The 17,352-nt window shown below is 34.5% G+C and carries 16 protein-coding genes; 2 read left to right on the forward strand and 14 right to left on the reverse strand.

The window, feature by feature from the left end; translation table 11 throughout:
* Positions 1–16 precede the first annotated feature (16 nt).
* From argS to FNOD_RS02130, 8 genes are all read right to left on the reverse strand, one after another.
* Positions 17–1,645, reverse strand: coding sequence for an arginine--tRNA ligase (argS, locus tag FNOD_RS02095; protein WP_011993590.1), 1,629 nt, complete (start codon positions 1,643–1,645; stop codon positions 17–19).
* Positions 1,646–1,731: 86 nt separating this feature from the next.
* Complete coding sequence (yihA, locus tag FNOD_RS02100) at positions 1,732–2,337, reverse strand: ribosome biogenesis GTP-binding protein YihA/YsxC (RefSeq protein ID WP_011993591.1); 606 nt, start codon at positions 2,335–2,337, stop codon at positions 1,732–1,734.
* Entirely contained in the window at positions 2,273–4,705 is a 2,433-nt protein-coding gene (lon, locus tag FNOD_RS02105; protein WP_011993592.1) for an endopeptidase La, read from the reverse strand. Before lon ends, yihA begins: the two co-directional genes overlap by 65 nt.
* Positions 4,706–5,179 carry a tRNA (adenosine(37)-N6)-threonylcarbamoyltransferase complex ATPase subunit type 1 TsaE gene (tsaE, locus tag FNOD_RS02110; protein WP_011993593.1) on the reverse strand — a complete coding sequence of 158 codons (474 nt, stop codon included), beginning with the start codon at positions 5,177–5,179 and terminating at the stop codon, positions 4,706–4,708.
* Positions 5,137–6,582, reverse strand: a complete 1,446-nt coding sequence (gene glpK, locus FNOD_RS02115; protein WP_011993594.1) for a glycerol kinase GlpK — start codon at positions 6,580–6,582, stop codon at positions 5,137–5,139. The genes tsaE and glpK overlap by 43 nt, the downstream gene beginning before the upstream one ends.
* Before the next feature lie 50 nt (positions 6,583–6,632).
* The gene (locus tag FNOD_RS02120) at positions 6,633–6,854 is read right to left on the reverse strand and encodes a DUF2905 domain-containing protein (protein ID WP_041256805.1); all 222 of its coding nucleotides are present in this window, start codon (positions 6,852–6,854) and stop codon (positions 6,633–6,635) included.
* On the reverse strand, positions 6,766–7,662 hold the full coding sequence (locus tag FNOD_RS02125; protein WP_011993595.1) for a PSP1 domain-containing protein: 897 nt from the start codon (positions 7,660–7,662) through the stop codon (positions 6,766–6,768). Before FNOD_RS02125 ends, FNOD_RS02120 begins: the two co-directional genes overlap by 89 nt.
* A complete protein-coding gene (locus FNOD_RS02130; RefSeq protein WP_011993596.1) occupies positions 7,659–8,477 on the reverse strand; it encodes a hypothetical protein in 819 nt (272 codons plus the stop codon). The genes FNOD_RS02125 and FNOD_RS02130 overlap by 4 nt, the downstream gene beginning before the upstream one ends.
* A gap of 158 nt (positions 8,478–8,635) precedes the next feature.
* On the opposite strand from FNOD_RS02130, the gene FNOD_RS02135 reads away from it, so the two are divergent.
* Complete coding sequence (locus FNOD_RS02135; RefSeq protein ID WP_011993597.1) at positions 8,636–9,307, forward strand: HAD family hydrolase; 672 nt, start codon at positions 8,636–8,638, stop codon at positions 9,305–9,307.
* Positions 9,279–10,028 (forward strand): M48 family metallopeptidase, encoded by a 750-nt coding sequence (locus FNOD_RS02140; RefSeq protein WP_011993598.1) that lies wholly within the window; start codon positions 9,279–9,281, stop codon positions 10,026–10,028. The genes FNOD_RS02135 and FNOD_RS02140 overlap by 29 nt, the downstream gene beginning before the upstream one ends.
* A 14-nt stretch (positions 10,029–10,042) precedes the next feature.
* Here the strand turns inward: FNOD_RS02140 and FNOD_RS02145 are convergent, their stop codons facing one another.
* The 6 genes from FNOD_RS02145 to FNOD_RS02170 are packed head-to-tail and all read right to left on the reverse strand — an operon-like array spanning position 10,043 to position 17,324.
* A complete protein-coding gene (locus tag FNOD_RS02145) occupies positions 10,043–10,687 on the reverse strand; it encodes a class II aldolase/adducin family protein (RefSeq protein ID WP_011993599.1) in 645 nt (214 codons plus the stop codon).
* A 43-nt stretch (positions 10,688–10,730) separates the two neighbouring features.
* Positions 10,731–11,786 carry a galactokinase gene (locus FNOD_RS02150; protein ID WP_041257068.1) on the reverse strand — a complete coding sequence of 352 codons (1,056 nt, stop codon included), beginning with the start codon at positions 11,784–11,786 and terminating at the stop codon, positions 10,731–10,733.
* 8 nt (positions 11,787–11,794) lie between these two features.
* A complete protein-coding gene (gene galT, locus FNOD_RS02155; protein ID WP_011993601.1) occupies positions 11,795–12,751 on the reverse strand; it encodes a galactose-1-phosphate uridylyltransferase in 957 nt (318 codons plus the stop codon).
* Positions 12,748–14,436 carry a glycoside hydrolase family 36 protein gene (locus tag FNOD_RS02160; protein WP_011993602.1) on the reverse strand — a complete coding sequence of 563 codons (1,689 nt, stop codon included), beginning with the start codon at positions 14,434–14,436 and terminating at the stop codon, positions 12,748–12,750. The genes galT and FNOD_RS02160 overlap by 4 nt, the downstream gene beginning before the upstream one ends.
* A gap of 7 nt (positions 14,437–14,443) precedes the next feature.
* Positions 14,444–15,460 (reverse strand): LacI family DNA-binding transcriptional regulator, encoded by a 1,017-nt coding sequence (locus FNOD_RS02165; protein WP_011993603.1) that lies wholly within the window; start codon positions 15,458–15,460, stop codon positions 14,444–14,446.
* A 34-nt stretch (positions 15,461–15,494) separates the two neighbouring features.
* Positions 15,495–17,324, reverse strand: a complete 1,830-nt coding sequence (locus FNOD_RS02170) for a beta-galactosidase (RefSeq protein WP_011993604.1) — start codon at positions 17,322–17,324, stop codon at positions 15,495–15,497.
* Positions 17,325–17,352: the final 28 nt, after the last annotated feature.

Here is a 17,352-nt window from a genome sequence, read left to right on the forward strand (position 1 = left end):
ACGTACCTAGTAAATTTTACATCTTTTCTGGTGTGCTCACTCCGAGTAATCTTAACCCCTCAGAGAGTATAATCTTAACCGCAAATACCAAATTCAGCCTTGCATTTGTCATTTCGGGATTATCTTGATCTACAATTTTGTATTCTGAATAGTATTTGTGGAACGCTGAAGCTAAGGTTTCAAGGTAATCTGTCAAATAGTGAGGCGAAAGTTTGTCTCTTACCCTTTCAAGTATATCATCAAAAGATGAAATTAATTTTATAATTCTCATTTCGCTTTCATTTTCAAGTAATTCTATATTATCAAATAAACTAAATTTTAGGCCTTTAACTGTTGCATTTTCAAACAGACTCGCGATTCTCGCGTGCGCATACTGAACATAGTAAACTGGATTTTCGTTTGTTTGAGATTTTGCAAGCTCAAGGTCAAAATTCAAATGTGTGTTAACATCTACCATTGCAAAGAAATACCTTGTAGCATCTCTACCAACTTCATCGATGAGCTCATCTACAGTCACGAATTCCCCAGCTCTTGTACTCATCTTAACAACTTCATTTCCGCGTTTGAGTGTCACAAATTGATGCAAAACAAAAACAAGAAAATCATCTGGGATATTCAAAGCCTTCATCGCAGCTTCCATACGTGGAAGATGTCCATGATGGTCACTCCCAAAAATATCTATCGCTAAGTCGTAACCTCTTTTGAATTTTTTATAGTGGTAAGCTATATCAGTTAAAAAGTAAGTATAACTCCCATCGCTTTTGATGAGAACTTTATCGTTGTCATTTGCAAAATCTGAAACTCTAAACCAGATAGCCCCTTCATTTTCGTAAATTAAACCCTTACTTTCTAGTATATCTAGTACTTCTTTTACTGTGCCATCGTCTATGAGACTCTTCTCACTATAAACATTATCGAACTTTGCATTGATTTTCTCAAGGGTTGTTTCAAACATCTTTGTTATATCTTCCAAAGCATATTTTCTAAATATTTCCTCAACTTCCTCATCCCAAATGCCGTCAAATTTTTCACCATAATCTTTTAAAACTTTTTTGGCAATGTCAATTACATAATTGCCTCTGTAACCGTCTTCCGGTATGGGTTCATCTTTACCTAAAAGCTGTTGATATCTTGCCCATACGGACTTTGCAAGTAACTTTATTTGTCTTCCAGCGTCGTTGAGATACATTTCTTTGGTTACATCATATCCTATATAACTTAAGATATTTCCAAGTACGTCACCGATGACAATCTGTCTTCCATGACCTACTGTTAAAGGCCCAGTTGGATTTGCGCTACCGTATTCTAAAATAATTTTCCCTTTGTTTTTGAACTTCCATATCTCTCTTGGATTTCTTAAAAAACCATCTAAAAAGTCTCTATAAAACGACTTTGAAACTTTAAAATTTATAAAACCGGGACCGGCTATTGTAATTTCATCAAACATAGGATGACCATTTAGTTTTTCGACAAAATACTTTGCAACGTCTCTGGGAGCTTTTTTGAAATACTTCGCCCCGACGAGAGCTATGTTGGTAGAAAAATCACCAAACTGTTCTTCTGGAATTTCAACAACAAAATCGTACTCAAATCCCGTTTCCATTAAAAAACTTTTCAAGATGCTTTCTATTTCTTTTTTTATCATTTGTTCTAAACCTCCAATCTTTCTTTCAATTATTAGTATTCTTAATCATGTCGATAAATATCATCAGTTTACACATTGAAGTAATTTTAATAATTTTGCGTTTCAAATATAACATTCCACACTTCATCTAGCCCTTCCTTAGTCAACGAGGAACATGGAATGATTCTCTCTATACCATAACTTTTTAATATATTTTCAAAGTACTTGATTTGTTTTAATCTCTCAGAACTATTCAATTTATCTATTTTTGTAAGCAAAACAACAGGCTTAACTCCAAGTATCTGAGTCCATTCAAGTAACTGTTCATCTGATTCCATCAGCTCATGTCGCGAGTCTATAAGCGAAAACATTACTTTCATATTCCAAGAACGTTCGGAAAAATATCTCTCTATAACTTTTCTCCAAAGTTCTCTGTCTTTTTTCGATGTTTTTGCATAACCGTAGCCAGGTAAATCTACAAAATAAAATCTGTTATCAATCAAAAAGTAATTTATTGTGCTTGTCTTACCCGGATTTTTACTTACAAACGCTACTTTTTTACCTACAAGTGCGTTAAGCAAACTCGATTTTCCGACATTTGACCTTCCAACAAAGGCATATTCACCGTTAAGAGGATGAGGAAATTTATCATTTAGTGTTGCTATTACCTTTACGAGTTCTACCTTTTCTACTTTCTTTGGAATTATCTTCATTAAGTGCCACCTCCAATACTTCTTCTATCGTTTCGACAAATGTAAATTTCATCTTTGTTCTAACCACTTCAGGAACTTTTTCAATATCAACTTCATTTTTCTTTGGGAGTATAACATGGTATATACCTTTTCTATATGCTGCCATAACTTTTTCTTTTATTCCGCCTACAGGTAGCACTCTTCCCCTAAGTGTTATTTCTCCAGTCATAGCTATATCATTTCTCACAGGTATATTTTTAACAACAGATACTAAAGCCGTTGTTATAGTTACACCAGCGCTAGGACCGTCTTTTGGTACAGCTCCTTCAGGTACGTGTACATGGATATCGTTCTTAGTGAACTTTTCAGCATATTCGTCGCCAACTATTTTGCGTGCAAGACTCAATGCAATACGCACGGATTCTTTCATCACATCGCCAAGTTGACCGGTTATTATAAGTCCGCCGTTACCGGGTATCAACGTGGATTCTATATAAAGTGTAGTACCTCCATTTGGTGTCCAAGCGAGCCCTGTTGTAACACCAATCATTGGTTTTTCCAATTTGTCTTCATCTTTAATTTTGCTTGGTCCTAAGTATTCAGTAACTTTTTCTGGGCTAATCACAATTTTTTTACCTGTTTTTATAGCATCTAACGTAGCTTTTCTAACAACACTCCTTATCTCCCTTTCGAGTTCTCTCACACCAGGTTCCAAAGTGTACTCGTTTATTATTTTCTTGATAGCTGTATCTTTAAATGAGAAAATTTCATCGGCTTTTTCAACGAATTCAGATTCAATTTTAGGAATTATGTAATTTTTCGCTATATAGAATTTCTCAACATCTGTATAACTCGATATTTCTATAACTTCCATTCTATCGCGCAACGCTGGTGGTATCGTATAGAGTACATTCGCCGTCGTAACGAATAAAACCTCGGAAAGGTCGTAAGGTAGTTCAATGTAATGGTCAACGAACTCTTTATTTTGTTCTGGATCTAGAACTTCCAAAAGCGCAGATGCCGGATCTCCTTGGAAGCTTATGCCCATCTTATCTATCTCGTCTAATAGTATCACTGGATTTTTAACACCGAGTTTTCTTATGAGTTGCATAATTCTACCAGGCATAGCTCCAACATAAGTACGTCTGTGTCCTCTTATCTCAGCTTCATCTCTCAGTCCGCCCAATGACATTCGGCCAAATTTTCTATTCATTGCTCTAGCAATAGATTTCGCAAGTGATGTTTTACCAACACCAGGAGGACCAACAAAACAAATAATTGGAGCTTTGGCTTTTTGAGACACTTTTCTAGTTGCAAGATACTCTAAAATTCTCCTTTTTGGTTCATCTAAACCGTAATGGTCTTCGTTTAATACTTTTTCCGCAAAATTTATATCATCGGTATCATCGGTTTTTTCGTGCCAAGGTAAGTTCAATATCCAATCTAAGTAAGTTCTTACAACAGTCGCTTCTGGCGCGTATGGTGACATTTTTTCAAGCCTGTTAATTTCAGCTCTCGCTTTTTCTTTAACAAATTCAGGATAATTATTATTTTCAATCTTCTCCTTTAATTCTTTTATCTCAATATCTTCTTCTCCACCAAGTTCATCTCGGATTACTCTCAACTTTTCTCTAAGATAATATTCACGTTGTGACTTTTCGATTCTTTCTTTTACTTTTTGATCAAGCTGCTGTTCAATCTCAAGTAATTCAGTTTCTCTTGCAAGTATGTCTAAAATCCTCTCAAGCCTATTAGCTGGGTGCACTATCTCAAGTAATTGCTGTTTTTCTTCTATATTTCCAGGGCATAAGGAAGCTGCTATATCAGCGAAGACATCTGGGTTATCAACATCTTCAAGTAACATTAGCGTTTCTGGAGGAATCTTTCTTGAATATTGCACGTACTTGTGGAGTTCTTCTTTTACCATTCTCATTAAAGCAATCAGTCTCTTTGATTTACCATAACGCGTGCGTAGAATCTCTATTTCGAATTTAAAGAATTTTTCTCCAACATTCTTTATCCATTTCGCACGTGCAATACCTTCCACAAGCACTTTAAATGTTTCATCTGGTAACTTTCCAACTTGTATTATTCTAACTATTGTACCTACTTTATACAAATCCTTTTCTGTGGGAGTTTCAACGGCAGGATCTTTTTGGTTAACGACAAAAACAATTTGATTAGTCTTTTCCATGGCTTCCTCTAAAGCCATTAAGGAAATTTCACGTCCAACGTAAAATGGTACAACTGTATTTGGAAAAATAACCATATTACTTCTCATTGCTATTGCTGGCAAAACGTTAGGGATAGAGATTTTTTCTTCCCTTGCTTTTTTTGCTTCTTTTTCAAGCCTTGAATATTTCCCTTTATTATCATTCTTATTTGGCAATTATAAACACCTCCTCAATCTTTGCAATATCTCTTGCGAGACACATAAACTAACTTTTCTGTGATTTTCATCAATATGTTCAAATCTTATATTGATAGTCTCTTCATTAAAGAATTGATTTAATGTCTCGCCCCATTCAATTATAAAAATACCATCATCTTCTTCAAGTTCAGCCTCTAATATATAAAAAGCTTCATCGATACTATTTAATCTGTATGCATCAATATGATAAACGGTTTTATGACAACTATACACATTCATCAGAGTAAAAGTTGGACTAGTAACCATTATTGGATTACAGCCCAATCCATGAACAATTCCTCGCACAAAAGTAGTTTTCCCACTTCCGATTTCACCGGAAAGAATTAATATATCACCATTTTCCAAACAACTTGCAAATCTTTTACCTAAATTTATAAGTTCTTCTTCGTTTAAGATTCCCAGTTCAACGCACGATTTACCGCTTGTTTCCACTTATTGAATTCCTCCTCACGATTTTCTTTTGGTGTGAATATTCTGTCTATTTTCCTGATTTCTTTTAATTTATTTTTGTCAACCCAACCCATAGCTATCGCTGCAAGTGTTGCTGCACCAAGCGCGGTTGTTTCTCTATTTACAGGTCTTTCAACAACTGTATTAACCGTATTGGACAAAATTTGCATTATAAGATTATTCTTAGAAACTCCTCCGTCGACTTTTAAAGTTTTTATGTATATCTCACTTTCTTTTTCCATTAAAGCAACGAGTTGACCTACCGAGAATGCAATACCTTCAAATGCGGCGTATATTATATGTCTTTTGTCTGTTCCAGGTGTTAATCCAATAATCAATCCCCTTGCGTAAGGATCCCAATAAGGTGCACCCAAACCGGTGAATGCTGGAACAAAATAAATACCACCGTTATTTCCCACTTGGAGTGCAAGTTCCGTTAACTCTGCACTATCTTTGGCAAAACCAAGGTTCCTAATAAGATAATTTACCAAAGTTCCAGTTATGAAAACACTACCCTCTAATGCATAAACAATTTCATTACCTATTTTCCATCCAACTGTGCTAAGCAAATTATGTTGTGAATTTATTATCTGATCTCCAGTATTCATCAAAATGAAACTTCCTGTACCTAAAGTACATTTTACATCACCTTTTTCAAAAGCTGTTTGCCCAAATAGTGCGGATTGTTGATCTCCAACAAGTGATGAAACTGGTATACCATCTTTTGTATCACCAATGTATTGAGCTGTATCAACTAACTTAGGAAGAAACTCCCTTTTAACTCCAAAAAGTTCTAAAAGTTCATTATCCCAATCCAACGTATGTATATTAAAAAGCATTGTTCTCGAAGCATTTGAATAGTCTGTAACATGTTGACCAGTAAGTTTCCAAGCTAAATAAGAATCAATTGTACCGAATCTCAGTGTCCCTTTCGTTGCAGCTCTTTTAACCTCTTCAACATTATTCAAAAGCCATTCAATCTTTGTAGCTGAAAAGTATGGATCAACAACTAAACCTGTTTTATCTTTTATTACTTTCCCAAAATCCTTTCTTAATTCACTTGAACGTTCAGCTGTTCTTCTACATTGCCAAACAATAGCGTTGTATAAAGTTCTTTTTTCTTCTTCATCCCACGCAACAATTGTTTCCCTTTGATTTGTTATACCTATTGCTTTTATTTTTTCACCTTTCGATTCGGCAACTCTCTTACATTCTTCAAGAACTTCAACAACCGTTTGCCATATTTCTTCAGGATTATGTTCGACCCAACCTTCTTTTGGATAAATTTGTTTAAATTCTCTTCTTGCTTCGTGAAGCATGTTAAAATTTTCGTCAAAAAGAATAGCTCTTGTGCTGGTTGTTCCTTGATCTAAACCTATGTACATCGTATCTCCCCCTCTAAATGTTTGGGTAATTAAACAATTAAATATACAAATTATTTGAAAAATCTTCCAATTATATTTATTATGACAGTAATTACAATACTCAAAATTATCATAGTTGTTATTGGAAAAATAAAGACAAAATTTTTCTTCTTTATAACTATGTCACCTGGTAACCATTTTATATCACTCATCTTCGATATCAGATATATCATCAAGCCCGTTATAATAATCATTACTCCTACCATGATCAATAATTTTCCAATTTCCTGCATTTTCTCCCTCCTTAAAGTAAGAAAATGGCAGCGCAACCATTTCACCATCGTCAGTTTGAAGAGTAACCTTTGATAAAAACACATTAACAGTTATAACTTTTGCAATTTTTCCGTCGTAATATATCGTCGAACCTTCGTCAGGAATATTTTCCAACATCTCTATGTAAAAATCGTGTTCGTACATTAAACAGCACAGAAGTCTTCCACACGGACCTGTGATTTTTGACGTATTTATCATCATCTGCTGCCTTTTGGCATGTTTTAAAGTAATACTATCAAATTCTCTGAGAAAATAAGAACAGCAACTTCTAAGACCACACAAACCTAAACCCTTGATAAATTTCATTTCGTCCCTAACTCCAACTTGCCTTAGTTCAATACGTGTTTTAAACTCTTTTGCAATATCTTTAACAAGCTCCCTAAAATCCACGCGTGTTTTAGAACTAAAATATATAACTAGCTTGCTTCTATCGAATATATACTTTGATTGCAGTATTTTCATTGGAAGGTTATGCTTTTTCACAAGATCTACAGTTATTTCCCTTGCTTTCTTTGCAATTTCTTCGTTCTCGCGAATTATATCTAAATCTTCGTCTGTAGCTTTTCTGATAATCTGTTTTATTTCATAATCAACATCGTCAATACTTATATCTTTTGGTCCGCTGAGTATTTTTCCATAATCCGTTCCAAATTCACTTAAAACTATTGCATAATCACCATACTTGAATTCTTCACCATTATCACCGTAATATACTATTTTTCCCATTGGCATTAACTCTACACCGTAAACTGTAGCTTGAAAGCTCATATCTTTCCTCCTCCATTATTTTCTTGTGAATCAAAGAGTGCCATAAATAAAACATAATACGTGAGTTGATAGTTGAAATTAGCGATTTTACTACTCTGGATTTCATCACATATCTTTATATATTTTAATTTTTCTTCATCACTTAACTTACTTTTAAAAATAAACCAGGAAACGACTTTACTAAAAAGTTTCAAGAAAGTTATATTGTTAATCTTCGATATTTTAGCCACAAATTTAACGTACTCATCCAAATTTGCATTTTGATACTTTTCTATGAGAGATTTTAGTGTAAATATCCTATCTATATCACTAACACCTTCATCAAATAAATCTTCTTCATTTACTATAGAATATTTTTTTTCTTTAATTTGCTCAAAAAAATCGTAATTCCAGAAAACTATGTGTCTTTCAAAATCATCGAGTTCTTGACATTCAGTTGGAAAAGGTATATTTATTCTCTGGACTCTGCTTTTAATAGTCGGCAAAATTGAACTCCATCTTGAAGTTACAAGAATTATTTTTGCGTATTGTGGAGGTTCTTCGAGCGTTTTTAAGAATGCATTAGCAGCTTCCTGCGTCATTTTATCAGCTTCGTATACAACAACGATTTTTGCTTTATCATTCGATCGAAAATCTAAAAAATCTATAACTTGTCTTATTTCATCTATACCTATGTTATTTTCAGGTTTGACAATGAATGTATTATCAATTCCACCATCTATACTTTTTTCAATAATTTGCATACCGTAAGAAACATTGTGCACAACTATACAGTAACTTTTCCCTTCTTCTAATAAAGGCAATGATGGTAGCATTCTTTTTTATTCCCCCAATTCTTTCAAAAGCCCAGTATTTTCTTCTTTCTTAAAAAATTATATCACAAAAGTACACAAAATCACAGTATGCTAAATTTACAAGATAATGTATAATAAAATATGAAAAATATTGAATAAGTAAGAAAGGGTGTGTTAATGTGGAAACTAGGCGCATAAAAAATGTAGTTTTTGACTTGGGAAGAGTTCTCATCGATTGGCAACCATACGAATATATGATTAAAAAATTTGGCAAAGAGACTGCCGAGTTCTTAGAAAGAGTGATATTTAACTCCAAAGAGTGGAACTTAATGGATAAAGGTATAATAAATGAACATGAGTTGTGGAATTTGTTTATATACAAGCACCCAGAATACAAAATACCTATCGAACATCTGAAAGAAAACGTGACTAATTTACTCATAGAAATAAAAGATAACACAAAATTATTAGAACCTTTAAAAGCAATGGGCTACAAACTATACGTACTTTCTAATTTCAGCGAAATGAACTTTGCTTACGTCTCCAGAAAGTACGATTTCTTCCAAAAGTTCGATGGAATGGTTATATCAAGCCATGTAAAGCAAATAAAACCAGATAAAGAAATTTTTGAGATACTTATAGAAAGGTACAACATAATTCCACAAGAATCGTTATTTGTAGACGATAGATTGGAGAATATTCAAACAGCTGAAATCTTAGGTTTTGAATTTATACATTTGACAGACCACACAAAACTTAGAGAAGAACTCGAAAGAAAATTGAATATCAAATTTGATGAAAACAATTTAACAGGAGAACAATATGAGACGACTGCAAAGTGCTCGAAGTAATCAATTTAAGAAAAAAACCGATACAATATATGTAAAAATATCCGATAAAGAAGTTAAATGTACAATTGTAAGGCATTCGAATAGAAAAAGCATCAAAGTGCTTGTAAATAAAGGCACTGTGAAGATATTTGTTCCCAGCCAAACAAGTGATAAACAGATAAAGTCTCTCTTAACACAACACGGCGCAAAAATATATGATATATTGGAAAAAGAAGTAAGGCAAAAAGAAGAGCTAATAGAGAAAATATCCTTAGGAGAGTATTATATTGCCTATTTAGGCAAGAAAATTCCAGTTACATCCACTGAGTCTCTTGAAGTACCAATTCGATTTGAGGAACACGAAATAAAGATTAACAAAAGATACATCGACTATGCCGATGTGCTTTTGAATAGATTACTGAGAAAAAAAGCAGAAGAATATATCCCTGAAAGAACGAAATACATTGCGTATAAAAATGGTTTTAAATTTGCTAGAGTTAAGATAAAAGACACAAAAACAAGATGGGGAAGTTGCTCTTCAAAAGGTACGATATCTCTAAATTGGCGCCTCATAATGGCACCAGTTGAAGTTATAGATTATGTTATAATCCATGAATTAGCACACACTGTAGAGATGAACCATAGTAAAAAATTTTGGGAAGTTGTCGGAAGACACTTCCCAAATTGGAAATTATGCAGAGATTGGCTAAGAAAAAACGGACATAACTTGAGCATCCCATAATTCCATCATGTTATTTACTTTTGCTTATAGGAAGTTAAATATTTCTCCCTCAAAACTTTTGCGTGCTCTTGAGGTATTTCAATCACTTTTCCTATTTTTAATGCTTCAATGTAAATCTGGGCAGTTTTTTCTGCAACTTGCGTTGCAATAAATGCTTCATGTAAGTTTTCACCTACACATACCAATCCGTGGTTTCTCAAAAAGACACAATTATTTTGCCCAAGGGCGATGAAAGCATTTTTTGCCAACTCCCAACTTCCGGGTAAAGCGTACTCGGATACTCTTAACCTTTCCCCAAGAATCATAACTGCGTCTTCAACAATAGGTGGAATTTCACTAACTGTTAGTGAAATAACTGTGGAATACACTGGATGAGTGTGGATTATAGCGTTTATATCTTTCCTATTATTGTATATTTCAATGTGAAGTGGCAACTCAGAAGATGGTTTCAAACTTCCGTAAAGCTTATTTCCTTGCTTATCGACAACAATTATATCTTCTGGTTTGAGCAAATCATAAGGATAGCCAGATGGAGTTATGTATATAAAATCACCCAAGTAAACACTAATATTTCCCCAAGTCCCTTTAGTAAATCCAGCTTCGCTAACTATTCTCGCGTATTTTACTACTTCAGTTGCGACATCTGTATTAAACACCATTTGAGCCTAAACACCTCCAAAATTTATTGAAATTTATTAAAACTTACTCTAATCTGAAAACTCCATCGCTCGTCTCAACAGTCAAAAGCTTTGGAATAATTCCAAACTTAGTTGTGTATTTCTGCGACACTTTCTCGAATATTCTCTCAAAATTTTCATTTGCAAGAACAATGACACTTCCACCAAATCCCGCTCCAACAATTCGTGCACCGTAAATATCTGCGTACTCTTCAAATTGTTCAATCATAAAGTCTATCTCTTCACAAGATACTTCATAATTATCTTTCAAACTGTAGTGTGATTCATAAAGGTAGCGACCAACAAGTTGTAAATTCTCCGTTTCGAGAGCTGAAAGTGTTTTAAGTACTCTCTCATTCTCTGTTATGACATGCAAAGCGCGTTTTTTAAGTACAGGTTCGATTAATCTTTCCACATCTTCCATTGTTACCTCTCTGAAACTCTTTTTTCCCATCGCTTCAAGCGCAAGCTCGCATTGCTTTCTTCGTTTGTTGTACTCTGAAGAACCTAACTCGTGTTTTATACCTGAATCTACAAGGTAAATCCTAGCACTGTCAAGATGGAACGGTATGTATTTGTATTCCCTCGTCATAGTGTCTATAAACAACGCGTGATTTTCTTTAGACAACGCTACAGCGTATTGATCCATAATCCCACATCTAACGCCAACGAACTCAACTTCGCATTCATGCGCAATTTTTGCAAGTTCTTCTCTATTTATATCGTAATTCATCATCGATAAAATCGCGTAACCGACCCCAACTTCAAGTGCAGCCGAACTTGAAAGCCCCGCTCCCATCGGCAAGTCCGAATCAATCTTCATATTAAAAAGCTTCACATCGTAACCATGTTCCTTAAGTTTAACAATCATACCTATAACATAGTCTGCCCAAGAATTCGTTTTTTCTAATGTATTAAATTCTATTCCTTTTTTTATTTGTTCGGAAAACACTCTGAATTTTTTTGATGGCTCAATCTCTATTTTCACATATCGTTTGATAGCAAACGGTAGTATAAAACCATCATTGTAATCTGTATGTTCCCCAATTAAATTTGCTCTCCCAGGTGAATAGACAACTATCTTCCCATTCATACTTCAACCTCCACATTCTTTAATTCTCTTGCCGCTTCTTCAGGCAATTTTGGATTTATAAACGCCCACGTTCCTGTTTCAACACTTGCCATCCACTTTATTTTGTCTTTATCTCTCTTTACTGGATTGAATTCTATATGGAAATGAAACGCATGATCGTATCTTATATCGTTAACAGGAGCTTGGAAAAGCATCATCATATACGGAAAAGCCTGTTGGAACAACAAATCATATTTCATTGTAACAACTTTTAAGGTTTTTGCCAAGAGGTATCTTTCAAAATTTGTTAACTGTACAATTGAGCTAACGTGCCTTTTTGGATACACATGAACTTCGTAAGGCCAACGAGCATAGAAAGGAACAAACGCAATAAATGCATCATTTTCATATATTATCCTCTCTTTCAATTTTAACTCTTCCTCAATCACATCACAAACACCACATCTACCATGTTCATCGTAATATTCAGAAAGTGCGTTCAATTTTGTTTCTATTCTCTTTGGAATAAATGGGAAAGCGTACAATTGACCGTGAGGATGTGGGAGTGTCGCTCCAACTTCTCTTCCCCTGTTTTCGAAGATATATACATACTTAATGGACGGATGTTGAGCCAAATCTAAATACCTATCAACCCACATTCCAACAAGCTTCTCTATCTGGTGGACTGGCATAAGACTCATCGAACTTTCATGTTCGATAGTATAAACAACGACCTCACATTGACCATTAGATTTTTCTTTTCTGAAAAGCTCACTCAAGGAGTTTACTTCTGGAGCATTCAATTTCATCGATGGAAATCTATTGTCAAAGGAAGCTAAGTCGTACGGTTCAGAAAATTCGTCCCCTCCTGGGCATAATGGACAGAAATTTACCGGATTAGTTGGCCTTTGTTGTGTAAACGCAGAAACCATTACCCACTCCCCTGTAAGTACATTCCAACGTCTTTCCATCATTTTACATCACCCTTTGCTTTACCAGTATTATCTTCCGTATAGTAATTAAACGTCCTTCCATCTTCTCTCTTCTCAACACTTTTAAATAACTTAACTCTTGGGATATCGAATTCTATTTTGTACTTAGCATTTCCAAGATCTTCTATTGTAAGCTTATCACAACCATTCAAACCACAGCTAGTGATTTTGTATACACCTTCCATTAAACCCTCGACCCTGTACTTCCTTCTACCATATTTTTTGTACTCTAAAATAACATTCCAAAGCTCTTTGTCTATATTAAGTGAGAGATTATCACTTTGAATAATCATATTATCAAGTAAAAGAGAAACGTACGTATAAAGTTGTCTGTGATTATCCGAAAGCTGTGTTTCTTCCTTTCTAAGCATCAAACAGTCTGGATCGTTCCACCACCAAACGTTGTTCATAAAGGATCTTGTAATGACATTTCTAAGCGCGAAATAAGCATTTGGGTAACCAATATCAGGTCCGTTTAAATCCCAGTAAGGTGCTGTATCCGCACTTATCCTCATACCATCAACATATCCAATGCTTGGTAATAAAGGTGCACCACAACCAAGGACAAAAGAATCGCCTGTAGCTTTTCTTATCGTTTCCATACCAATCCTGTAAGCTTCCACTGGAGTGACATTCAAGTAACGTTTGCCTTGTATAGCTCCAGCAAAGAGAAAATCGATTTTAAAATAATCAAACCCTTTACTTTTCAAATCGATAAAAAGATTCAAAAGCCACTTTTGCGCTTCTGGATGAGTTGTGTCCAGAGCGTAAATTTTTTTATTCCAATTTTCATAGGCGACTATCGGATTTCCATTGTTATCTTTAACAATCCATTCAGGATGGTTTTTAAATAAATCCGAAGTCTCGGCTACACTAAAAGGTGCCAACCATACTCCAGGAGTATAACCGTACTCTTTAATCTTACTTGCAACTTCTTCGAGTGAAGGAAATCTTTCATTTACTTCCCAATCACCTATATCTCTTTCCCACGCATCATCTATTTGAAAGACTTCGTAACCGTACCCATATGATTTCTCAAGATCTGAAATCATCTTATTGTAGTCAAAATCCAAGAAATATTGGTACCAGCTTGACCATCCTATTGGATTATATCTTTTGTAATTAGCGTTGTTTTCTTTTGCCACCAAATCCGCATAGTAAGGTAATGCGATATCTGGATTTTCGTACAACACTACAAACGATTCAACCTTTGTCCAACCGTCAAAACTTTTACCGAAGAACCTTAACTTAACACTTATACTATCTTTTGCCAATTCAAAGAATGGATGCCCCACCTTAGATTGAAGTGCACCTATCACAAAATTGTCAGAAGCTATAAAATAATCACTTACAAGTGAATTAAAGTATTTCTCTGGCATAATGGAAGCACTGAACCCAAATTTTTGAATTAGTTCTTTTGGAAAGTCAATTGAGAAATCTTCGCTTACAACTCTTGCCGGTCCCCAAGATTGCCAATTGTTTAAAAAGATTCTTTCAGGTTTTGGAAAAGTAAAAATTTCTACTTCATCTACAATCCCATTAACTTCCACATTTACTTTGTAACCAAGATGAATTTTTTCAAGTTCAACAATACATTCAAAGTTTTCATATTTTCTGTAACCAGTTACCTTGCGCAAATCTTTGAGAGATGAAATATAAATATTCATTGTTTTATCACTCCCCTATTTTATCAATTGTTGATTCCCTAACAATCAATTCCACATCTAATACATTTTTAACATTTTTTCCTGTCTTCTTAGTAAGTATCCCGTGTAGCATTTCAAATGCTAATTTGCCTTCCAAAATTTTGTCTATTTTAACTGTTGTAAGTGAGGGGGAGATAAACTTAGAAAAATATATGTCATCGTACCCAACAACAGCAATATCTTGTGGAACCTTTATCCCTTCCTCCTTCAGAGCACCAATTGCACCTATCGCAAAGACATCATTAAAACAGAAAATACTGTCAAATTTTATACCTTTTTTCAATAGTTCTTTTACCTTGTTGTATGCATTCTCATATCCTTCTTCAATCTCATGGACAAGAGATTTATCATATTCCAATCCAAATTCTTTAAGTGCCTTTCTATAACCATTTAACCTCATTTTTGCGACAGATTTATAAGTAAACCCATTCAAAAACAATATTCTCCTTCTTCCAATTTCAATAAGATGCTTAGTTGCGAGATAACCACCTTTTTCATCGTCTGTGTATATTTCCGGGACGTTTAGCTCATCGAAGTGAACACCAAGCACGACAAAAGGTATCCCTTTTTCTGATAGAAGCTTTATATCGTCGCACTTTTCTTGTGTAGGCGAAATTATCATCCCATCTACTCTCCTGCCAATCATAGTTTTTATAGCTTCGTTTTCTAATTCATAACTTCTTTCTGTGTTCATGAAAATCACGTTAAATTTTTTCTTCTTGGCGGCCATTTCTATACCTTTTAAGACTTCGGAATAAAATGGATTTGAGCTATCTTCTAATATAACGCCGATAACGCGTGTCAAACCGTAACGCAGCGAAACGGCGGTTGCGTCCCTTATATAACCTAAACGATCCGCAACTTCCAGTACCTTCTTTTTAGTTTCAACATTTATATCTGGCTTATCATTTAAAGCTCGTGAAACTGTATTTATTGACACCCCGGCTTCACGTGCTATATCACGAATAGTTACAAATTTTTTCAATTTTTTCACCTCGTTCTTCCGTATTTTTTCGCTTTTATTTTATTACTTTCAGTTCAAAGGCATTTAACTCGATAATTTGACTTCCTATAAATATATTATTTCTCTCATTTTTAAGATTTAATATGTATATTCCATCCTTTGCTTCGGAATATTCCACATCGCTACCTATGAACTTTGGCTCAAGAGTTCTTGAAAGTATATTCAACCATCCAGCTTCATTTAACACGCTCGCCAAATAGTACCTATTTGACTTTTTAACAAACAGCGGCATTCCATTGTCAAAAGTCCCCAAAATCTTTCCATCGTAAACTCTCAACTCATCCATCCAATAATCTACTTCAAAATCCGCATTCAAAATATTTGCTTTAGACTTATCAATAGCACCGAAATCCATTACTTCAACGCCAAACTCATCAATTAACATGTGTGGAGCTCTTTCGACTATCCAATTATTCTCATCTTTCAATCCCGACATACAAGTCATATAGACATTTCCTTTGAACAACTTTATTTTTTCAACAAACTCATTACCGATTTTGAAAGCATAAGGAACAATGAGAGTATGGTATTCCGACAGATCATCATCTGCAAAAACGAAATCAACGTTATATCCCAGCTTTCTTACCGCTTTGAAAATTTCAATTATATTATCCCAATATCTGAACTTTCTGTTTACATGATTTATTCTGTGAATCCATTCATTTTCGTAATCAAAGTATATTGCCACCTCTTTTTTTGACTCAACAACATTTGGTGTCTCACTCTTTACTTTACTGTACATTTCCAATCTCTTTGTAGGTCTTCCAGCATAGTCTAACAATCCACCGTGATACTGTTCTGCTGCAAATCTAATTTGATCGAATCTAAAGGGCATAACTCCAAGTGCTCCGTTTATATATCCCTGCTTTGTCCACATATTGAGGTACTCACCTGGGTAATTTTCATTCACATCACGCCAATTAACTCTTCCGGGTTGTTGTTCGATAACAAGAAATGGTGATTTCTTCAACGAGCGCATCAAAACATGATTTGCAGATTGCCTTAAAGGGTCGTATTCTTTTGTTGCAATGTAATTATCCCAAGAAACAAAATCAAGGTATTTAGCCATTTTCCTGTAATCGATGTCCATAAAATCAACCATAAAATTATGTGTAATTGGTTTATCTGAGTATCTTCGAATAATTTCAATTTGCATATTCATGTAATCTATGGAACTATCAGACATAAACCTGTAAATATCAAGCATCTGATGAGGATTCTCGAAAGTTGGAGTATTAATTGGAAATCCTATCTCATTCCAATCACTGTAAGTTTGACTCCAAAACACCGTACCCCATGCTTTATTCAAATTATCCAGTGTACCGTATTTTTCCTTAAGCCATTCAATAAACATCTTTCTATCATCTTCTGTAAAGGAATAAGTAGTACCGTGACAACCGAATTCATTATCAATTTGCCAAGCATCTACTATCGAACCATATCTTTTTGCATACTCTTCTACGATGCGTGCAGAGTATTCTCTGTAAACTTTCGAATTCGTCGAATAGTGCCTTCTACTTCCGAATTCTCTAACTTTTCCATTATAATCCTTTGGGAGAATCTCAGGAAATTTTCTGATAAGCCAAGCTGGTGGTGTTGCTGTTGGAGTCCCTAAAATAATATTTATTCCATTATCTTTGAGAAGCTTTATTATCTTATCAAAAAGTTCAAAATGAAATTCTCCTTCTTTCAGTTCAAAAACAGCCCAGGCAAATTCACCTATTCTTACCCAATCAATACCATATTCTTTCATTATCTCTATATGCCTATTCCAAAAACTCTCATCCCAATGCTCTGGATAATAATCAGCTCCGTAAATTTGCATAAAATACTCCTCCCTAAAAGTCTTTTTT

The sequence above is a fragment of the Fervidobacterium nodosum Rt17-B1 genome (genome assembly GCF_000017545.1).
Classification (GTDB): domain Bacteria; phylum Thermotogota; class Thermotogae; order Thermotogales; family Fervidobacteriaceae; genus Fervidobacterium; species Fervidobacterium nodosum.

Bases quoted from the DNA above. Each gene is read 5' to 3' on its own strand.
- argS (WP_011993590.1), bottom strand. From the start codon at position 1,645: ATGATAAAAAAAGAAATAGAAAGCATCTTGAAAAGTTTTTTAATGGAA.
- yihA (WP_011993591.1), bottom strand. From the start codon at position 2,337: ATGAAGATAATTCCAAAGAAAGTAGAAAAGGTAGAACTCGTAAAGGTA.
- glpK (WP_011993594.1), bottom strand. From the start codon at position 6,582: ATGTACATAGGTTTAGATCAAGGAACAACCAGCACAAGAGCTATTCTT.
- FNOD_RS02120 (WP_041256805.1), bottom strand. From the start codon at position 6,854: ATGCAGGAAATTGGAAAATTATTGATCATGGTAGGAGTAATGATTATT.
- FNOD_RS02125 (WP_011993595.1), bottom strand. From the start codon at position 7,662: ATGAGCTTTCAAGCTACAGTTTACGGTGTAGAGTTAATGCCAATGGGA.
- FNOD_RS02130 (WP_011993596.1), bottom strand. From the start codon at position 8,477: ATGCTACCATCATTGCCTTTATTAGAAGAAGGGAAAAGTTACTGTATA.
- FNOD_RS02140 (WP_011993598.1), top strand. From the start codon at position 9,279: ATGAGACGACTGCAAAGTGCTCGAAGTAATCAATTTAAGAAAAAAACC.
- FNOD_RS02145 (WP_011993599.1), bottom strand. From the start codon at position 10,687: ATGGTGTTTAATACAGATGTCGCAACTGAAGTAGTAAAATACGCGAGA.
- galT (WP_011993601.1), bottom strand. From the start codon at position 12,751: ATGATGGAAAGACGTTGGAATGTACTTACAGGGGAGTGGGTAATGGTT.
- FNOD_RS02160 (WP_011993602.1), bottom strand. From the start codon at position 14,436: ATGAATATTTATATTTCATCTCTCAAAGATTTGCGCAAGGTAACTGGT.
- FNOD_RS02170 (WP_011993604.1), bottom strand. From the start codon at position 17,324: ATGCAAATTTACGGAGCTGATTATTATCCAGAGCATTGGGATGAGAGT.